Genomic DNA, 14,980 nt, shown 5'->3' on the forward strand with positions numbered 1-14,980 from the left:
CCATGTTGAATTGGAAAATCCAACATAGGATACGCTCTTTCCTTTTCCTTTCATACACAAAATCGGATTATATCTCGGGGTGATTATTGCATGCCCGCTGACCCGACTTTCGCCATTATTCCATGAGCCTCCTATAACTTAAGCAAAATCAAAAACATACGCAGCTGCCAACGTAGCACCTAACTCTAAGTTGTGGCATATTGATACTAACAACAATATAATGTGGTATTTATGAAAATAATACTTGACAAGTAGCACCTAATATGATAACCTCTGAGCATGCCTTACATCCTCAAGAAAAAGATAAAAGGTCGTACCTACTATTACCTGGCCGAAACCAAGCGCGTCAACGGCAAACCCCGGATCGTTTGGCAGAAGTATCTCGGGACGGCCGAAAAGATCCAGGCCCGGCTTCAAGGCGCCGAAATCTCCCGGATCGAAACCTTCGAGCTCGGTTCCGTGGCTGTCGTCGAGTCCATCGAACGCGAGATCGGCTTTCGGGAGATCGTCGATTCGGTCGTCAACAAACGAGCCCAGGGCATGAGCGTCGGCCAATATCTGTATTTGATTGTTCTGAACCGGATCATCGAGCCCAAAAGCAAAGCCTCTTTGGGCGCCTGGCTCAAGAAAACAGCCATCCACGAGTTCCGGGACATCGACGGGGATGCCCTCGACTCGGCCAACTTCTGGGACCATATGGACAAAGTTCGGGCCGGGGACATTCAAGCCATCGGAGACGAAGTCGCCCGCAAGGTGGTCTCGCTCTACGACGTCTCTCTGGATTGCTTGCTGTACGACACGACGAACTTCTTCACCCAGATGAGTTCGGCGACGGTCTCCGATTTGGCTCGACATGCCCATTCCAAGGCCGGGAAACACCAACTCCGTCATGTCGGGTTGGCCCTGCTCTGCAACCGGGAGGACGGCATCCCGCTCTTCCACCGTCTCTATCCGGCCCAGGTCCATGACTCCAAGCTTCTGTTCCAAACCTATGCCGAAATGGCGGATCTTCTGCGGGCGTTGAGGAAAAAAGAACACCTGACCATGGTTTTCGATAAGGGCTGCAACTCGCCGGAGAACATCGCGCGGATCGATGCCAACCCCTGGATGTCGTTCATTGGGACGCAATCGACCTATCATCATCCCGACCTGTGCCAAGTTCCCTTGACCGAGTACAAAGAGATGGAGGGTGAGGATGAACCGCTGTTCATCTACCGGACCTCTCTCGTTCTCTATGACCGGGAGCGGGCGGTGGTCGTGACGTTCAATCCCCGGACCTATCGGAAAAAGATCCATTGGCTGAGCCGGACGATCCGGAAAACCAAGGACAAACTCCAAGAGTTGCGGCGATCTCTTCCGCAGGCCGACGGACGGACGACCCTGAACTCGATTCAACGCAAGGTTGACGACATCCTGGCCGAAAGTCACATCGGGCAGGTCTTTGATGTCCAGGTCACGAAGGACAACGGATACCGGATGTCGATCCGGACCCGGCCCCAAGTTCTGAAAGACCACCGGGCCCGTTTCGGTAAAAACATCATCTTCACCGATCACACGGACTGGAGCACGGAGGACATCGTCCGGACTTACCGGGACCGCTACAAGATCGAGGCCGCCTTCCGGCAAACCAAGAGCCCGGACCTCATCCGCTGGCAACCGATGTATCATTGGACGGACTCAAAGATCCGGGTTCACGGCCTGACCTGCGTCATGGCGCTGCTTTATCTCTCTCTCATCCATCGAAAAATCCGTCAGGCCGGCCTGACGATGGGCTTGGACCGAGCCCTGGAGACGCTCCGCGGCATCCGTCGCGCTGTCTATCATTATCCCGGATCCGCTCAACCCATACGGAAACTCTGCCGTCTGGAGAGCACCGAACGCGAGCTCCTAACGGCCCTGAAGCTTGATCCCGAGGCCATTTAGGTACTACACCGAGACAAGAGCTATCATCATGATATACAATAAGTTCCGAGTTGCCGAAAAAACTATTGGCGAAAGTCGGGGCTGACAGGTACAGAGCATCGATCCAGAGAAACGGATACTCCTCCGCCAAGGGTCTGGCCCTGAAGTCGTCAACATGATGATCGAGCTCCTTGTTGAACTCCGAAACCTGGCTAGCGGAGATGTTTTCAATACCCATGGCATGAGCCAGGCGCTCAATCTTTCGGGTCGAAACCCCGTTAATGAATGCCTCTTGAACAACGGCCATCAAGGCCTGTTCAGACCGGCGTCTCTCCGAGATAAAGAACGGAACGTAGCCGCCTTTCCGGACCTTGGGCACAAGAAGATAGACCGTTCCCATCCGGGTATCGACCCGCCTCACTCTTGTCCCCGAAAAATGTGTCGTCCGGTCCTTGGCGTGCTTCCCTTTGGGTGTTCCGATTTTCGCTTCCACCTCGATTCTCATCAGTTCCGTCATCACCCACTTGAGCATGGCCAGGAAGGGATCAGTCTCCGTGATGAACTGCAATAGCGCCTTTTTGAAGAGTGCCTTATAATGCTGTTGGGCCATCGTAGTAATATTCCTCCTCTCATTCGGTTTTGCGGCCAATGAGAGTTTACGATGGCCCACCTCCTATGTAAAATTGCAAACATCACTGTACACTAGCCGCTTCAATCGGCGATTCTCTTCATCGAGCTGACTCAACCGGCAAAGCTCCGAAACACCCAACCCTGCATACTTCTTCTTCCAGCGATAGGACGTGACCTCGGAGATCTCCAGCTTCCGAATGATATCCGCAACAGGCGTCCCGCTCTCCGCTTGGCGAAGAACAAAGACGATTTGCCCCTCTGTGAACTTCTTCTTCATTTCGAACTTCTTTCCGAATGCCCGGTTTTATTAAAAAGTTGCATCCGGAATAAACCAAGATCCGGGGGGCAGGTCACAGATCTCGACTTGAACCTTAGGCTTTCTTTGGCATGTCCTTTTTTTAGTTTCCTCTCTTCTTCTGAGGTCGCTTAGGTCTGAGACGCACCGCCGTATCATACGCTTGACGCAACACAGGATCATTCAGGATTTCTTCGTGATCGGAAGTCGAAATATTCAGAAGACGTTTGATAATATCAGCTGCCTGAGAAGCGGAAATATCGTCTTGTCCCATGAGCATCTTTACGGCAGGGTGGATTTTGATATCCCCATCGGGGTTTTTTGGCGTCGGTCGTTTTGTCATCATGATTGCGGCTTTCAGCATTCCGGCGGCCGCTCGGGCAAAAGACGTCTGAAGAACGGGGTATCTTCCAACCAATTGGCTCTCTATTGATTTTTTGGCAAAATCATATCTTTCGATTTTTGTTAAAAGACAATCCAGGCCCTCTGTTTCATGTTGCGATGAAGAAGGACTTTCATCCGATTTTTTCCCCGGCACGGCCATGAATATATTAGCCGATAAGCGCAAATGACTCGGGGAAAGAATCCGCAGTTTCGGGAATCGGTAAACTGCAGATTCAATAGCTTGTTCAAGCCCACGCACATTGTCAGGCCAATCCGAATTGACCAACGAATCCATAGCATCGCTGCTTATGCTCCTGCTATCCGCCCCATGGCTTTGCTGAAAGGCCTTTTCATATTTTTGGACAAAGTGTTCGGCAAGCAAAGGGATATCTTCTCTCCTTTCGCGAAGAGGAGGAATACGTATCGGATCTGTCACCCTAACACGGAAAAGAAGATCTTTTCTAAAATCATCCGCATTCAGGATATCCAGACGATTTGTAGCGAGAATAACCTGCAAATCGAGTTTTCGTATAGCTCTGGACTGAGCACCCATGCGCTGACTTTCTCTCACGTTTTTGTCAAGCAATCGCAGGAGTTTCGCTTGAATCGTGGCCGGTATTTCACCGAATTCATCTATAAAAAGTGTTCCGTCGTGTGCCTCCTCCGCGGCGCCTGCCCGGTCTGTTCTTGCATCCGTAAAAGCGCCCTTTACGTGGCCGAAAAGCCGATCATCGATTAGAGTTTCAGGAACACCCTGGGTATAAACCGTAATGTACGGATTAAGCCTGCGGGATGAGCTGTTGTGAATATAGCGGGCAACAACTTCCTTCCCGGTTCCTGTCTCTCCAATCAGAAGGATATTGTCGCGTCCCAACTTTGCTCTTTGCCTCGCCTCTCGCAGGCATTTAAGAAATGATGTCGATCGACCTATTAGTGACTCGCTTTCTACAAGTCCGCAATCCATGATTACCTTGTGGAGCCGTTCCCGAGTCAGCTCCGTTTTGTCGATAAAGTCCATAACCCCTTGGTCGGCAAATCGTTTTTCTATTTCCGTACGTGTCATTGACGTAAGAATGACAATCGGGATATCAGACAGCCCCGGATCTTTTCGGATTTGTTCAATTAAGGTTAGACCGAAATATTTTTCAGGATTCTCGTCTTCCTCATATCCCTCGGCCTCTCCGTTCTCATTGATCGGGCCTGTCATGAAATGCATATCCACTAGCAGCAATGCCCAGCGCGGCCAATTCAGCCAACCTTTTCTGACGACGCCCAGAGTGCTTAATATATCATTTTGAATGACGTTGTTTTCAATTCGCTGGCCTCGACAAAACACCGCATCGGCAATTGGGTTATCGATCTGTTCGCTGGTCACATCCCCGGTGATATCTTTTAACCCGGCCTTAAAACATAAGCTTTCTCTAAGTCGATTGCGATTATTTTTTCGGACACCTCCAAGTTGATCATCAATGACTAGGATTCTTGGCAATTTCATTAAACGACCTTTATTTTGTGAGGCATTGCAGCTAAACACGTTGAAAGACGGCGAACATCATTGAGCAGCTTCTCAAACATCTGTTTAAGAAGTTGGGAGTTTTCCCTGCTCAGGATAATGTTCTCTTCTATCGCCGCATTAGTATTTTTAAATAAATGTAATGATGAAAAGAATGCTGCTCGCGATTCTTCAATGATTTCGGCAGTCGACGTTCTAAATAACCACAATTTGTGAATCAGATCAATTAGCCATTCCTTTGTTTGAACTTGGCAGTTTTTAAGAGGTGGTTCGGAAAACAGCCTGCGGGGCGATAGGTATTCCTCGGCCGTATCTATCAGGTTTTTTATCTCAAGAATATTCGCTTTCCATTTAGGCCAATCCTGATTGATGAATTCCTGCATTTTTCGCATATCTTGGGCATCTTGTTCATTACGTTGAAGGAAAGCCTCCAAATGACATATGAATTCGTTTTTCAGCCATGAATGATTAAGGTTTACTCTTTGCCTTTGCCAATCTTTAGTCATCTGATTATTTCAGCTTCTTTATGATTTCAAGATAGGCATCAATCACCAACTCAGGAGCGGGAATGCTCTTTCCTAATTGCTCAATCAGATTAATCACCGGAGCAATCCGATTGATTGAGTCCATTCCCCACTCATTATTTACATCTTTCATAATTTCTGCTCTAAGATTCGTGAGATCGGCATTATTGTCTGAATCGAAAACATTCCAAAAGTCAGGCGATTCGACTTCTTCAACAAGCGACTGGAGTTCACGCGGAAACGAATATTCTCGGGCGAATTCAGCAAGTTTAAGCAAATCTTCCGACTCTTTAACTTTAAGATCCTTTGTTAACTTCGGATTAGCGGCGAAATGCACCATGAGATAACCTTGGCAGAGAATCGAAAGCGCCGGCAATACTTCCAAAGACAAATTGCCGAAATAAGAAATCATATTGTTTGGGACATCTCCTTTAACAATCCGCTCAGCAATACCATTTTTTTTAAGTTCAGAAATTATGAATTCCCACTCATGCTGCTGAACACCGCCTAATCTAAAATTATGGCCTTTCTGCAATTCAAGAACAATAACGTTGTCCTTAATATAGTGTTTTTGGCCCGCTCTCCCTTGTGTCGATGTCCGGATTCGTATTGAACCCGGTTTTGATTTTTCAATAAAATTCATCCATTCATTTTCATTATGAACATGGCAAATGGCCAGTTTTATTTGACAAATCTTTGCTAGCATCGTTTCTACAGGAATCTTACAAGAGTTCATCATTTCTCTTAAACAGGTGTCCGCATGATCATAAGCCGCTATTTCTTTATTGTTTTCTAGCATATCGCTTCCCATTCAATTGTCACTACATTACAGTCATCTATTTCTTCTTGGTAATATTTCATAGGAGTATTTAGTCCTAAGATATAAGCCGATAACTCTATATAATTACCAATATTATTAGCAAGAGGATTCTCAATTAAGACCTGAGCTCTTAGTAAATCATAAAAAGCTCGGCTCAAATCATGATATTGAGGTCTTTCAGCATTGTTTTTAGTATAGCGATCATAATCTTCTATGTTAAAAAAGCTGCCATTAGACAACCTCTTAAACTTGAGCTCAATTTTTCCTTTAAATATTTCATCGCCTTTTTCTCCTTTTATTTTTATACTTGGCCCTTCTTCTCCTTGTCTTTCACTTACATATAAAAGATTTTTTAGTGCCAATAATAGTGCAATTCCCGGCGACTTTGGCAAGCGCCAGGGAAAATCTCCAATTAGTTCAACATCCATATTTAGATTATTCAAGACTATTCTTAATATATCGGAAGAAAGTATGCGTCGACAATCACTGAGGTCTATTTGATTATTACCGTGGCTAACCATAAAAAGGCCCTTTATGGAACTCCAATTTGCTTCTTTTTCACTTTTAATCAATTCAGTGGAAATGTCAAAATGCCTCATAATTTCTTCAATATGACGTGTTTCCTTACCATCTTTATTTTGTAACAGGTCATGATTAAAAGGATGAGGGACACCAGTATCCCATCTTTCATAAACGGCTCTCCGTATTAAGCCAAGCACTCCAGCTATTTCGGGGGAAGGGTGAAGCAAATAACGATCATTGTATTCTTTAAATACTTCCTTAACCAGTTTATTTGCACCATCTTCCGTTTCTGAAGTAAATAGCGCAGCATAATAATCATTCCTATTTCTAAAACATCCAACTAGCCCCCTACCTCTTCCTCTAGTTGAGTTTAAAACTAGCAAACGGCCAAATCCTTTATTAAACAATAAACCTGCATATGTTGCTGCAGCCTCTTTAATGTGTATTTCAGATAGACAAGTATGCTCATCATAGATATCTCTAATTTTTTCCATTGCCGCGTCATCTAGTTGATTATTTGCCAGATCAATGTCTAAAAAACATATTGCAGGACCGGCCTCCAATTCATTAAAACACTCTTCAAGCATATTAATATGTATACCATGAGTGTTGATACCAACAATTTTATTATCCCTAATCTTTCCGATACATTTATAAGTTACATTTTTATAAAATTCTTCAATTTCTTCTTTGGTTAACTCATAGCCAAGCGAATTATTTTGCATTAAAGCGTATAATATATTAGTTATTCTCTCGGTCATGTCGTCAACAATAATAAGAGAAGGCTTCAGCATTAGATGTTCCTTCATTTCATTGCCCCCTTTATTCTTACAATGAATTTAAATTTGTTTTTAGCTTCATCAAAAAATGCTTTTATTGCTTCTTCTCTAACATATTTTTCTTCTAATATTTCATATAAGACTTGGCAACTTAAATCAAGAGCTTGATAAGTTCCTCTTTCCCATTTATTATTTGATTCATGAGGGGGTTTTTTTGCAATATTTTCTACTGTAATTACCAAATCGTCGATATCTTTATTCCAAGATAGTTCTATGCATCCAGGGCTTCCAATTTCATGATTGTCAGCTAATATATTTTGATATTGAATAATTTTTTTTGAGTGGTCTAATCGAAAGAAGTATTCGGGTAGTATGCTTTTATTGTAGTGCTTTAAAGCATTAATCAGTAATATTAATTGTATTTGCACTAATTTAACTATTAAGCGCGAATTATCATGGATTAATAGGTCACCCGTAATATTAAAAGAGTAATTCCAAAGCCAGTCAATTTGTTTTCTATTTATTTCTAATGTATTTTCGATAAATGATGTTGTAAATATATCTCTTAATAAATAAATTTTCCATGCTAAGCTCTTAAATTCTTCTTTTTCTATTTTTTTAATTTCCTCTTCCGCAAAATTTGAAGGGGATTGGATTATTCCATATAAGATAGCTGTTAGTGCCAATTGCGCATAAATTTCTTTGTTTGATTTTATAGAATTAAAAACTGGTTTATATGCCTTAATTACCTCATGACCAAGCATCTCCTCCATAGCTAGAAACCCCATTTTTTTTCCTTTTTTGCCGGCTGCAAAAAAGCTTTTTTCAATCATCCTTGCAAGGCTTAGCTGCAACTGATTAGAGTTACTAGGGTTTGTCTTTACCCAGAATGCCGTACTATAATCAAGAAAAGGATTAAACATCTCGGCTTTATCTATTTCGTTTCCTGCAATTTCAATCACTTTCCCTGATGTGCTCAAGATGCGACATATCTGATTTTTTATTGCGATAATAAGATTGTGTTCATCAATATTAAAAGAATTTTCAATTTCCTTATGGATATCAATTAATAAATAGTTAAATAAAATCTTTGCAAAGCTTTGAACAATAGCAATTGCCTCTGATGAAATCACCCAATCCGCTTCAATTATCGTCACAGCAAACGCCGCGGATCCTTCTTTAGAAAATGCAGCGGGAGCCGACATTGGAATAAATAATACTTCATCAAACACGTTTTCAAACAAGACCAGTTCGGCAATAAGTAACCTGGGTGGATAGCCTTCAGAGTTTTCAGCATCTTTGAATTGAATCGATTTTACCCTTTTGTCTCTGGCCCAATCATCAATAAATTCTACAGAACTGAAATCCATGGCTATGTTTGCTAAAGAATAAGTTACAGGAAAACTGTTTTTTTCGTTTTCTAATTCTTCTCGCAGCTTGCTTAAAAAAAAATCTTTATATTTCTCGTCAATATTCGGTTGTAAATCTTTTTTTATTTCTTCTTGAAAAGCATCCTCTGTTTCTCTTTTCATTTCTTTTAAGCCATTCATTAACACATTTCGTTCTTTTCCAACAAAACCAATATTGATTTTAGACTTAATCTCTAGTAAGAAGTCTTGATAATTAATATTTTTAATTTTATTTTTTTTTCTTTCTACTAGATCATTAATTTGACTTGGAAACCAAAAATATCGTACTTTTTGGGACTTATCTCCAGCCTTGACATCTCGAATCAGGATAAGTATCTGAGGAATAATATTTTCAGAAATAGTCAGATTTTTCTGACCATTCTGTCCATATGCTTGAACGACCATCGCCTGGCTTGATATATCGTGCCACATGGCACATAAAATACAAGCGATTTGATTGTTTTGGCCAATTACTTCATCAGCGTTATTATCAGTTTGATTTTGGCATTTTTTTATTAAATTACAAACAGAACATTTTTCTATATCAGAGATGTTTGATGCAAGGGCATGTTCTCCCAGCTTTTTGATAAAATTCAATATTTCTTCATGATCACTTTTTTCTAGGCCAGTTGTTGATTTACATAAAAGTCCTATTCGAATCCCATATTGACCTCTAGGGCTCTGAACATCTACAATGCCAATGTCAGTTGCTACAGCAATACGTGAAGGGATGTTTGGATTCTCATTATTGGCATCAATGCTATACCATCCCTCTTTGACTTTATGCCATCCTTCTTGTTCCTCAGGAATTACTTTCTTTAGATAATTATTGACTGACTCGTATAGGTCTTTTGGAACGACCCCTCCAATGGAATCTCCATTTATGAATTCTATGAATTTTTCATTTCCTTGAATTTCAGATTTGCTGCTGCTTTTTCTGAACCATGGCAGGACAACGTTATTGCCTATTTCATAGGCATCTATAACTTTTTCCTTTTTCTTCTTAAGATATAAAAAGCACAAACAGATTTGGACAATTTTGTCATTGGACAAATCAAAGGATGCGGCGTTTAGACTATTCATCAAGCATTTTATACGATCAACCACATCACCGGGAGCCTGCAGAAGCTCATGTTTTATGCTCTCATATAATCCGCTGATGTTTTTTGTCATTCAATTCTCTCCAGAAGAAAACATATCGGGCAAGCCAAATATTTCCCGCATCACTCGGGCTATTCTTTCATGCAGAGATCCTCCATCGGAGATATTCGTTCCGTCCTTTCTCAACTCATGATAATTTTTACCGCGATGCATAAATATTATTGTATCTGCGATTTCTGCCGCAAGATAGGGATTGTGGGTTACCAACAGAATCGTTGCCCCTTCAGAATGCAGCTTGTTTATAAGCTCAATGCATTTCCTTTCGTTGCTGTTATCAAGAGAAGCCGTGGGCTCATCCAATAAAAGTAACAATCCGAATGTGTCATCGCTTGACGGGGGAATCGCACTAGCAAGAATCGACACGGCTTGCCGCATGCCTCCCGACAGTTTATCAAGGCTGCTTTCCAAGAAAGGAATCAGATCGTCCCGACCATAGTATTCAAGAAATTCAATAAACTTCTTTAAACGATATTTGTTGACACCAAGATGAAATGGCCTAGCGTGACATCCCTGAATTTCCGCAAGCATGAAATGCTCGGCAATCGACAATTGGGAGAAAGTACGATGGCCTGGATCTTGTGAAATATGGGCAATGCGGTAAGGTGAGACCGTATCCTCGTCATCCCGACTTATCCCTGCGATTTCGCCTGAATCAAGTTTTATAGAACGGTCAATAGCTCTCAAGAGGGTGGTTTTCCCGGAACCGTTAGGCCCCATCAAGGCGATAACTCCATTGGCAGGAACGGATAATGAGAATCCATCAAGAGCATGGACAAGACGGCCATCGCCCATCGAAAAGATCTTCCCGGCATTTCTAATCTCTAAAGAAGGACCTACCATTTGAATGCAATCTCCCTTTTGCTAGACCCAAGTGCGATGATGACGACCAACAGAAACCCCGATAGAAACCGCAGCGAAATGGGAGGAGCGCCGAGCGCCATTATTCCCGACATTAATACCTGATAAACGATCGTACCGGAAAGAGATGCGGATATGATCATGATCGGTTTGTTCAAAGATATTCGAAACCTGGAAAAAAGTTCAAGTCCCAGCATCACCGCCACTAAAGAGGAAACTAGGATACCGATTCCCATATTCACATCGGCGAAGCCTTGGAATTGGGATCCCAGCGATCCGGATAATGCCGCAAGCCCATTGGCAAAAGCCACTCCTGCAATTTTATAACCACCTGTAGTTCGACCGTAGAATCGCATGCCAGATTCATTCATTCCAATGCCGCGCAAGACAACCCCGAACTCAGAGTTCAAGAGCCGATTTGACACGCTGTAAAAAATAAGCACGACAGCCGCCGCCGTAATTATCGTCGCAGGATGAAGAAAGTATCGCGAAGGGACAGAAAGAAAAGAATTGAACCAAAGGTCAGCCTTTTCCGATAACGAAAAGAAATTGGGTTTGTCCAGCATTGAAACAGAAGCGCGGCCGCTCATAACTAAAAGACTTCCTGAATAGAGCATGGCAGCAACACTGATGCCGCTCAGCAACTTGCTCATTCCGAGCTTCACATGAAGAGAACCCGTTAACAAGCCGGCCAATGAACCGGCAAAGAACACGATCACAAGCGATATCACAGGATTCCAACCGACATCAACAAGCAGAACCGCACCGAGGGCGGCGCCGAAAGGAAAGCTCCCTTCAATGGTTAGGTCCGGGAAATTCAGGGACAGCAGAGTAATGATCACACTCAATGCAAGCAAGGAGTGGATCATCCCCTGGACAAGCCCCGTGTCCAAAGTCTGAGCGGCTGCCATAAGATGGGGAAAAAACATCTTATAACCGATATCGAAAAATCACTGCTGCGTATAAACGATTTCCGCCGATCTTAACAATTCCTCATTCAACACAACTCCCATTCTTTGGGCCGCATCCGGATTCAAGATCAAACGGGATCCTTTAAATGTAACAATCGGAATTTCACCTGGTTTCTCGCCTTTAAGTATTCTTATAACAAGATCCGCAGTCGATCGGCCCAGCTCGGAGTAGTTGACTGAATATGTTCCCAAGCCTCCTTGTTCGACAGTTGCGCTTTCCCCTACAATAACCGGGATTTTCCGTTCATGAGAAATTTTCAAAACGGATTGAAAGCCGGCCATGACGGTATTATCCGATCCGGTATAAATCACTTCGGCGCCGCGTGAAACAAGACTGTCTACGGCTTTATAGACATCCGCTGGAGTCGTCGCTACGGCGGTGATGACATGAAATCCTTTATCCGGCGCCAAAGCTTGAATTTGTTCCAAAGCATATTGCGAATTGGCTTCTCCCGAGTTGAACGGTATCCCCACTCTTTTCGCATCCGGCAACAACTGTCTGATCAAATCCATCTGCTCAGCATAGGGCCATCGATCCGATGTTCCGGTGACACCGGAATCAGGATGGTTTTCCCAAGAAGGAACCAATCCCGCGCCAACAGGGTCCGTTACTCCACAAAAAATCAAGGGGATTCTGCCTTGAGCTCTCTTCATGACGGCCTGGGATATCGGAGTTGTAATTGCCACCATTACATCGGGTCCTCTGGAAAGCAGCCCCGAAATCATTTGAGGGGCCAGATTAAGGTTTCCGTCAACGCTTCCCCAAAGAAGAATAATACTCTCTTTGTCTCGATAGCCCAGTTCAGCAAGCCTTTCTTTAAAGGCGTTAATCGTCGTATCGATTATCGGGTGAGCACCATAATTAGCAACGGCAATTATCGGAATATCGGTCTGTCCATTTTTTTTGCACCCGTTGACCAATAAGGTTATGATGAGCAGAATTGCAACAAAAAATATGCTTTTTTTCATCATGTCTCCTTCTCATTATTCTCACAGGATATTCGATATAATATATCGAAATATATCGTTTCCAGTTCTTTTCTTGAGAAATTCTCCGTCTTCATCACCGCTTGGTTATGATAATAAAACCTGTAATTTTCTGTTTCGATTTGCACCCCATACTTATCTGGAGACTTCGCCAAAGCACTGCCGGGAAATGGGACCAGTAGCGAAACCGGAGTATGGCATCCGAGATCTCGCAAATGGAATAACATATCGATCGTATCCTTAATCGTCTCCTTGGAGTCTGAAGGATGCCCGATCATGAAACTTGCAGAAACATGAACTTTTCTTTGCCTTAGATATTTCATCATATTGATAACATCGTTTCGAGAAATACTTTTTATCTTTTTCAGCATTTTCTCATTGCCGGTTTCAACGCCGAAGAAAATGCTTGCACAACCGGAATCAATCATTTTGGATATCAAATCAGGAGCCGCAACAAGATCCTTGAGCGCGGACTGACACCCCCACCGAAATTTTGAGGTGGCCAATCGCGAGCATAATTCATGCATTTTTTCAGAATCGCCGGTCAGATCGTCATCCAAGAATTCAAAGTCGACAATCTTATACAAACTGTTCAGCAAATTCATTTCCTCAAGAATCCTCTGCGGAGACCTATACCTGTATTTATGTGAGCTCATAGCCACGCTGCTGCAATAATAACACTTATGAGGGCATCCCCGGCTGGCCATCAACGCCCCCATTTGTAAATAATCCGGAAGTTGAATAAAATGTCGGCCGGGAAAAGGAATCGAATCAATATCCATAGGGCTTCTTGCTTGATTGACAATAATCGCACCCGAATTTTTAAACCCAATTCCCTTAATATTCATTATTTTGTCTTTGTTGATACTTTTATCAAGCAAGGCGGAGACAAGTTCAACAGACGTCTCCTCTCCTTCTCCTATTACAACGAAATCGATTGCATCGTCGGATAATGTCTCGTGAGGTCTGACAGAGGGATGTATTCCGCCCATAATGGTTATGATTTCAGGATGCTGTTTTTTCGCGAATCGGCAAAGAGAAAGCGCGTAGGGATATCCTCCTGTATTGGTCGAGACGCCCAATATTCGGGCCTTATTTCTATCGATAATCGGCAGGATATCTGAAGGCTTCTTCCCATATCTGTAAAAATCCTCGACCACTACGGATATTCCATTTAACTCAAGGAATTGAGCAACATATAGAACTCCCAAGGGAGGACAGGAATTTTCAGAAACTTCAAATGAGGCCGGGGACACCCATGGCGCTCTAGGGCCGGTAACCAGCAGCACATCCTTTTTTCTATCAGCAATACTCATTGAGTTCCCGCCTGCTTTTTACCAACCATTCGCTTTCCAAATGATGGATAAAATGAAGAACACTGTCATGGACATGACGCGGGTTATCAAGGCTCATTTCTTTTATTAAATAATCACATATTTCGACAACGGATTTGGAACCGTCTGACAATTCCCAAACAACCCCTCCGAAAGGGTTTAAATCAAACCTCCGCAAATTGAAAGTCGCATCACTGAGGACAACAAGGTTATTCCCTTTCCAGCGCCAAAGATGCGTCAATCTTACCGGATAATCACAAGCTTGCATCTTGAGAATTCTTCAACAGCTCAACTTTGTGGTAGAACGATCGATATGTGAACTCGAGTAGGCACACATTGAAACGCCGGGCTTTTCTTGAGAACGGAAAACGATTGAAGGCGGTTCAAAATCACTGATTGACTTTATCACAAGAAACGCTTCTTTGGAAAGGGCAAGAACACTCGGAGAGCAATTGTCCTCTCTCAGTTCCACTTCGTAATCACAAAAAGATTTTTTCATGTTCATCTTCATCCTCCAAATTAAAATAATGCAATATTTGTGCCAGAAATGCATTTTGTCTTTGAATATGATTGCTTCCCTGTTAAAACCATGTTTTCCTCCAAATATCCAATCTCAAGAATTCATTAATGAATCACAGTCTATATCCAGCGCGCTATTGTTAGTATCATATCCGATACCTTTCATAGCTGTCTTTCCGCCATCCGGAGTATCGAACATAGTACCTAAAGCAATCATATGCCGTATCCTAAGAGTATTTCGTCCAATCACAGATGGAAAACCTATTCCAGAAGTCTTTTACTCCATTCTATTATGTCGATTCCAAAAGAGCGGTCGTTTTTTTCTCCAACCGACCCAGACGCCGGCGCAAAACCCTACCATTCCCATGAAGT

The 14,980-nt window shown here is 43.0% G+C and carries 10 protein-coding genes and 2 pseudogenes; 1 reads left to right on the plus strand and 11 read right to left on the minus strand.

Annotated features, from left to right (window positions below; all coding sequences use genetic code 11):
* The first annotated feature begins 279 nt into the window (after positions 1 to 279).
* Positions 280 to 1,923, plus strand: a complete 1,644-nt coding sequence (locus tag SCM96_15220) for an IS1634 family transposase (GenBank protein ID MDW7761977.1) — start codon at positions 280 to 282, stop codon at positions 1,921 to 1,923.
* A gap of 94 nt (positions 1,924 to 2,017) precedes the next feature.
* Here the strand turns inward: SCM96_15220 and SCM96_15225 are convergent.
* The 11 genes and pseudogenes from SCM96_15225 to SCM96_15275 form a co-directional block, all read right to left on the minus strand.
* A pseudogene (locus SCM96_15225) lies at positions 2,018 to 2,512 on the minus strand (transposase).
* A gap of 90 nt (positions 2,513 to 2,602) precedes the next feature.
* A pseudogene (locus tag SCM96_15230) lies at positions 2,603 to 2,809 on the minus strand (transposase).
* A gap of 121 nt (positions 2,810 to 2,930) precedes the next feature.
* Positions 2,931 to 4,706 (minus strand): sigma 54-interacting transcriptional regulator, encoded by a 1,776-nt coding sequence (locus SCM96_15235; GenBank protein MDW7761978.1) that lies wholly within the window; start codon positions 4,704 to 4,706, stop codon positions 2,931 to 2,933.
* Positions 4,706 to 5,230 carry a hypothetical protein gene (locus SCM96_15240; GenBank protein MDW7761979.1) on the minus strand — a complete coding sequence of 175 codons (525 nt, stop codon included), beginning with the start codon at positions 5,228 to 5,230 and terminating at the stop codon, positions 4,706 to 4,708. Before SCM96_15240 ends, SCM96_15235 begins: the two co-directional genes overlap by 1 nt.
* Positions 5,231 to 5,234: 4 nt before the next feature.
* Positions 5,235 to 6,059: a hypothetical protein gene (locus tag SCM96_15245; GenBank protein MDW7761980.1), complete on the minus strand. Its 825-nt coding sequence runs from the start codon at positions 6,057 to 6,059 to the stop codon at positions 5,235 to 5,237.
* Complete coding sequence (locus SCM96_15250; protein MDW7761981.1) at positions 6,041 to 7,399, minus strand: hypothetical protein; 1,359 nt, start codon at positions 7,397 to 7,399, stop codon at positions 6,041 to 6,043. The genes SCM96_15245 and SCM96_15250 overlap by 19 nt, the downstream gene beginning before the upstream one ends.
* A complete protein-coding gene (locus tag SCM96_15255) occupies positions 7,396 to 9,951 on the minus strand; it encodes a hypothetical protein (protein ID MDW7761982.1) in 2,556 nt (851 codons plus the stop codon). Before SCM96_15255 ends, SCM96_15250 begins: the two co-directional genes overlap by 4 nt.
* The gene (locus SCM96_15260; protein ID MDW7761983.1) at positions 9,952 to 10,779 is read right to left on the minus strand and encodes an ATP-binding cassette domain-containing protein; all 828 of its coding nucleotides are present in this window, start codon (positions 10,777 to 10,779) and stop codon (positions 9,952 to 9,954) included. It abuts the gene before it with no gap.
* Complete coding sequence (locus SCM96_15265) at positions 10,773 to 11,726, minus strand: hypothetical protein (protein MDW7761984.1); 954 nt, start codon at positions 11,724 to 11,726, stop codon at positions 10,773 to 10,775. Before SCM96_15265 ends, SCM96_15260 begins: the two co-directional genes overlap by 7 nt.
* Positions 11,727 to 11,747: 21 nt before the next feature.
* Positions 11,748 to 12,740 (minus strand): ABC transporter substrate-binding protein, encoded by a 993-nt coding sequence (locus tag SCM96_15270; protein ID MDW7761985.1) that lies wholly within the window; start codon positions 12,738 to 12,740, stop codon positions 11,748 to 11,750.
* The gene (locus SCM96_15275; protein MDW7761986.1) at positions 12,737 to 14,071 is read right to left on the minus strand and encodes a radical SAM protein; all 1,335 of its coding nucleotides are present in this window, start codon (positions 14,069 to 14,071) and stop codon (positions 12,737 to 12,739) included. Before SCM96_15275 ends, SCM96_15270 begins: the two co-directional genes overlap by 4 nt.
* Positions 14,072 to 14,980 lie beyond the last annotated feature (909 nt).

Source organism: Acidobacteriota bacterium, assembly GCA_033549365.1.
Classification (GTDB): domain Bacteria; phylum Acidobacteriota; class Aminicenantia; order Aminicenantales; family Saccharicenantaceae; genus JAWSUF01.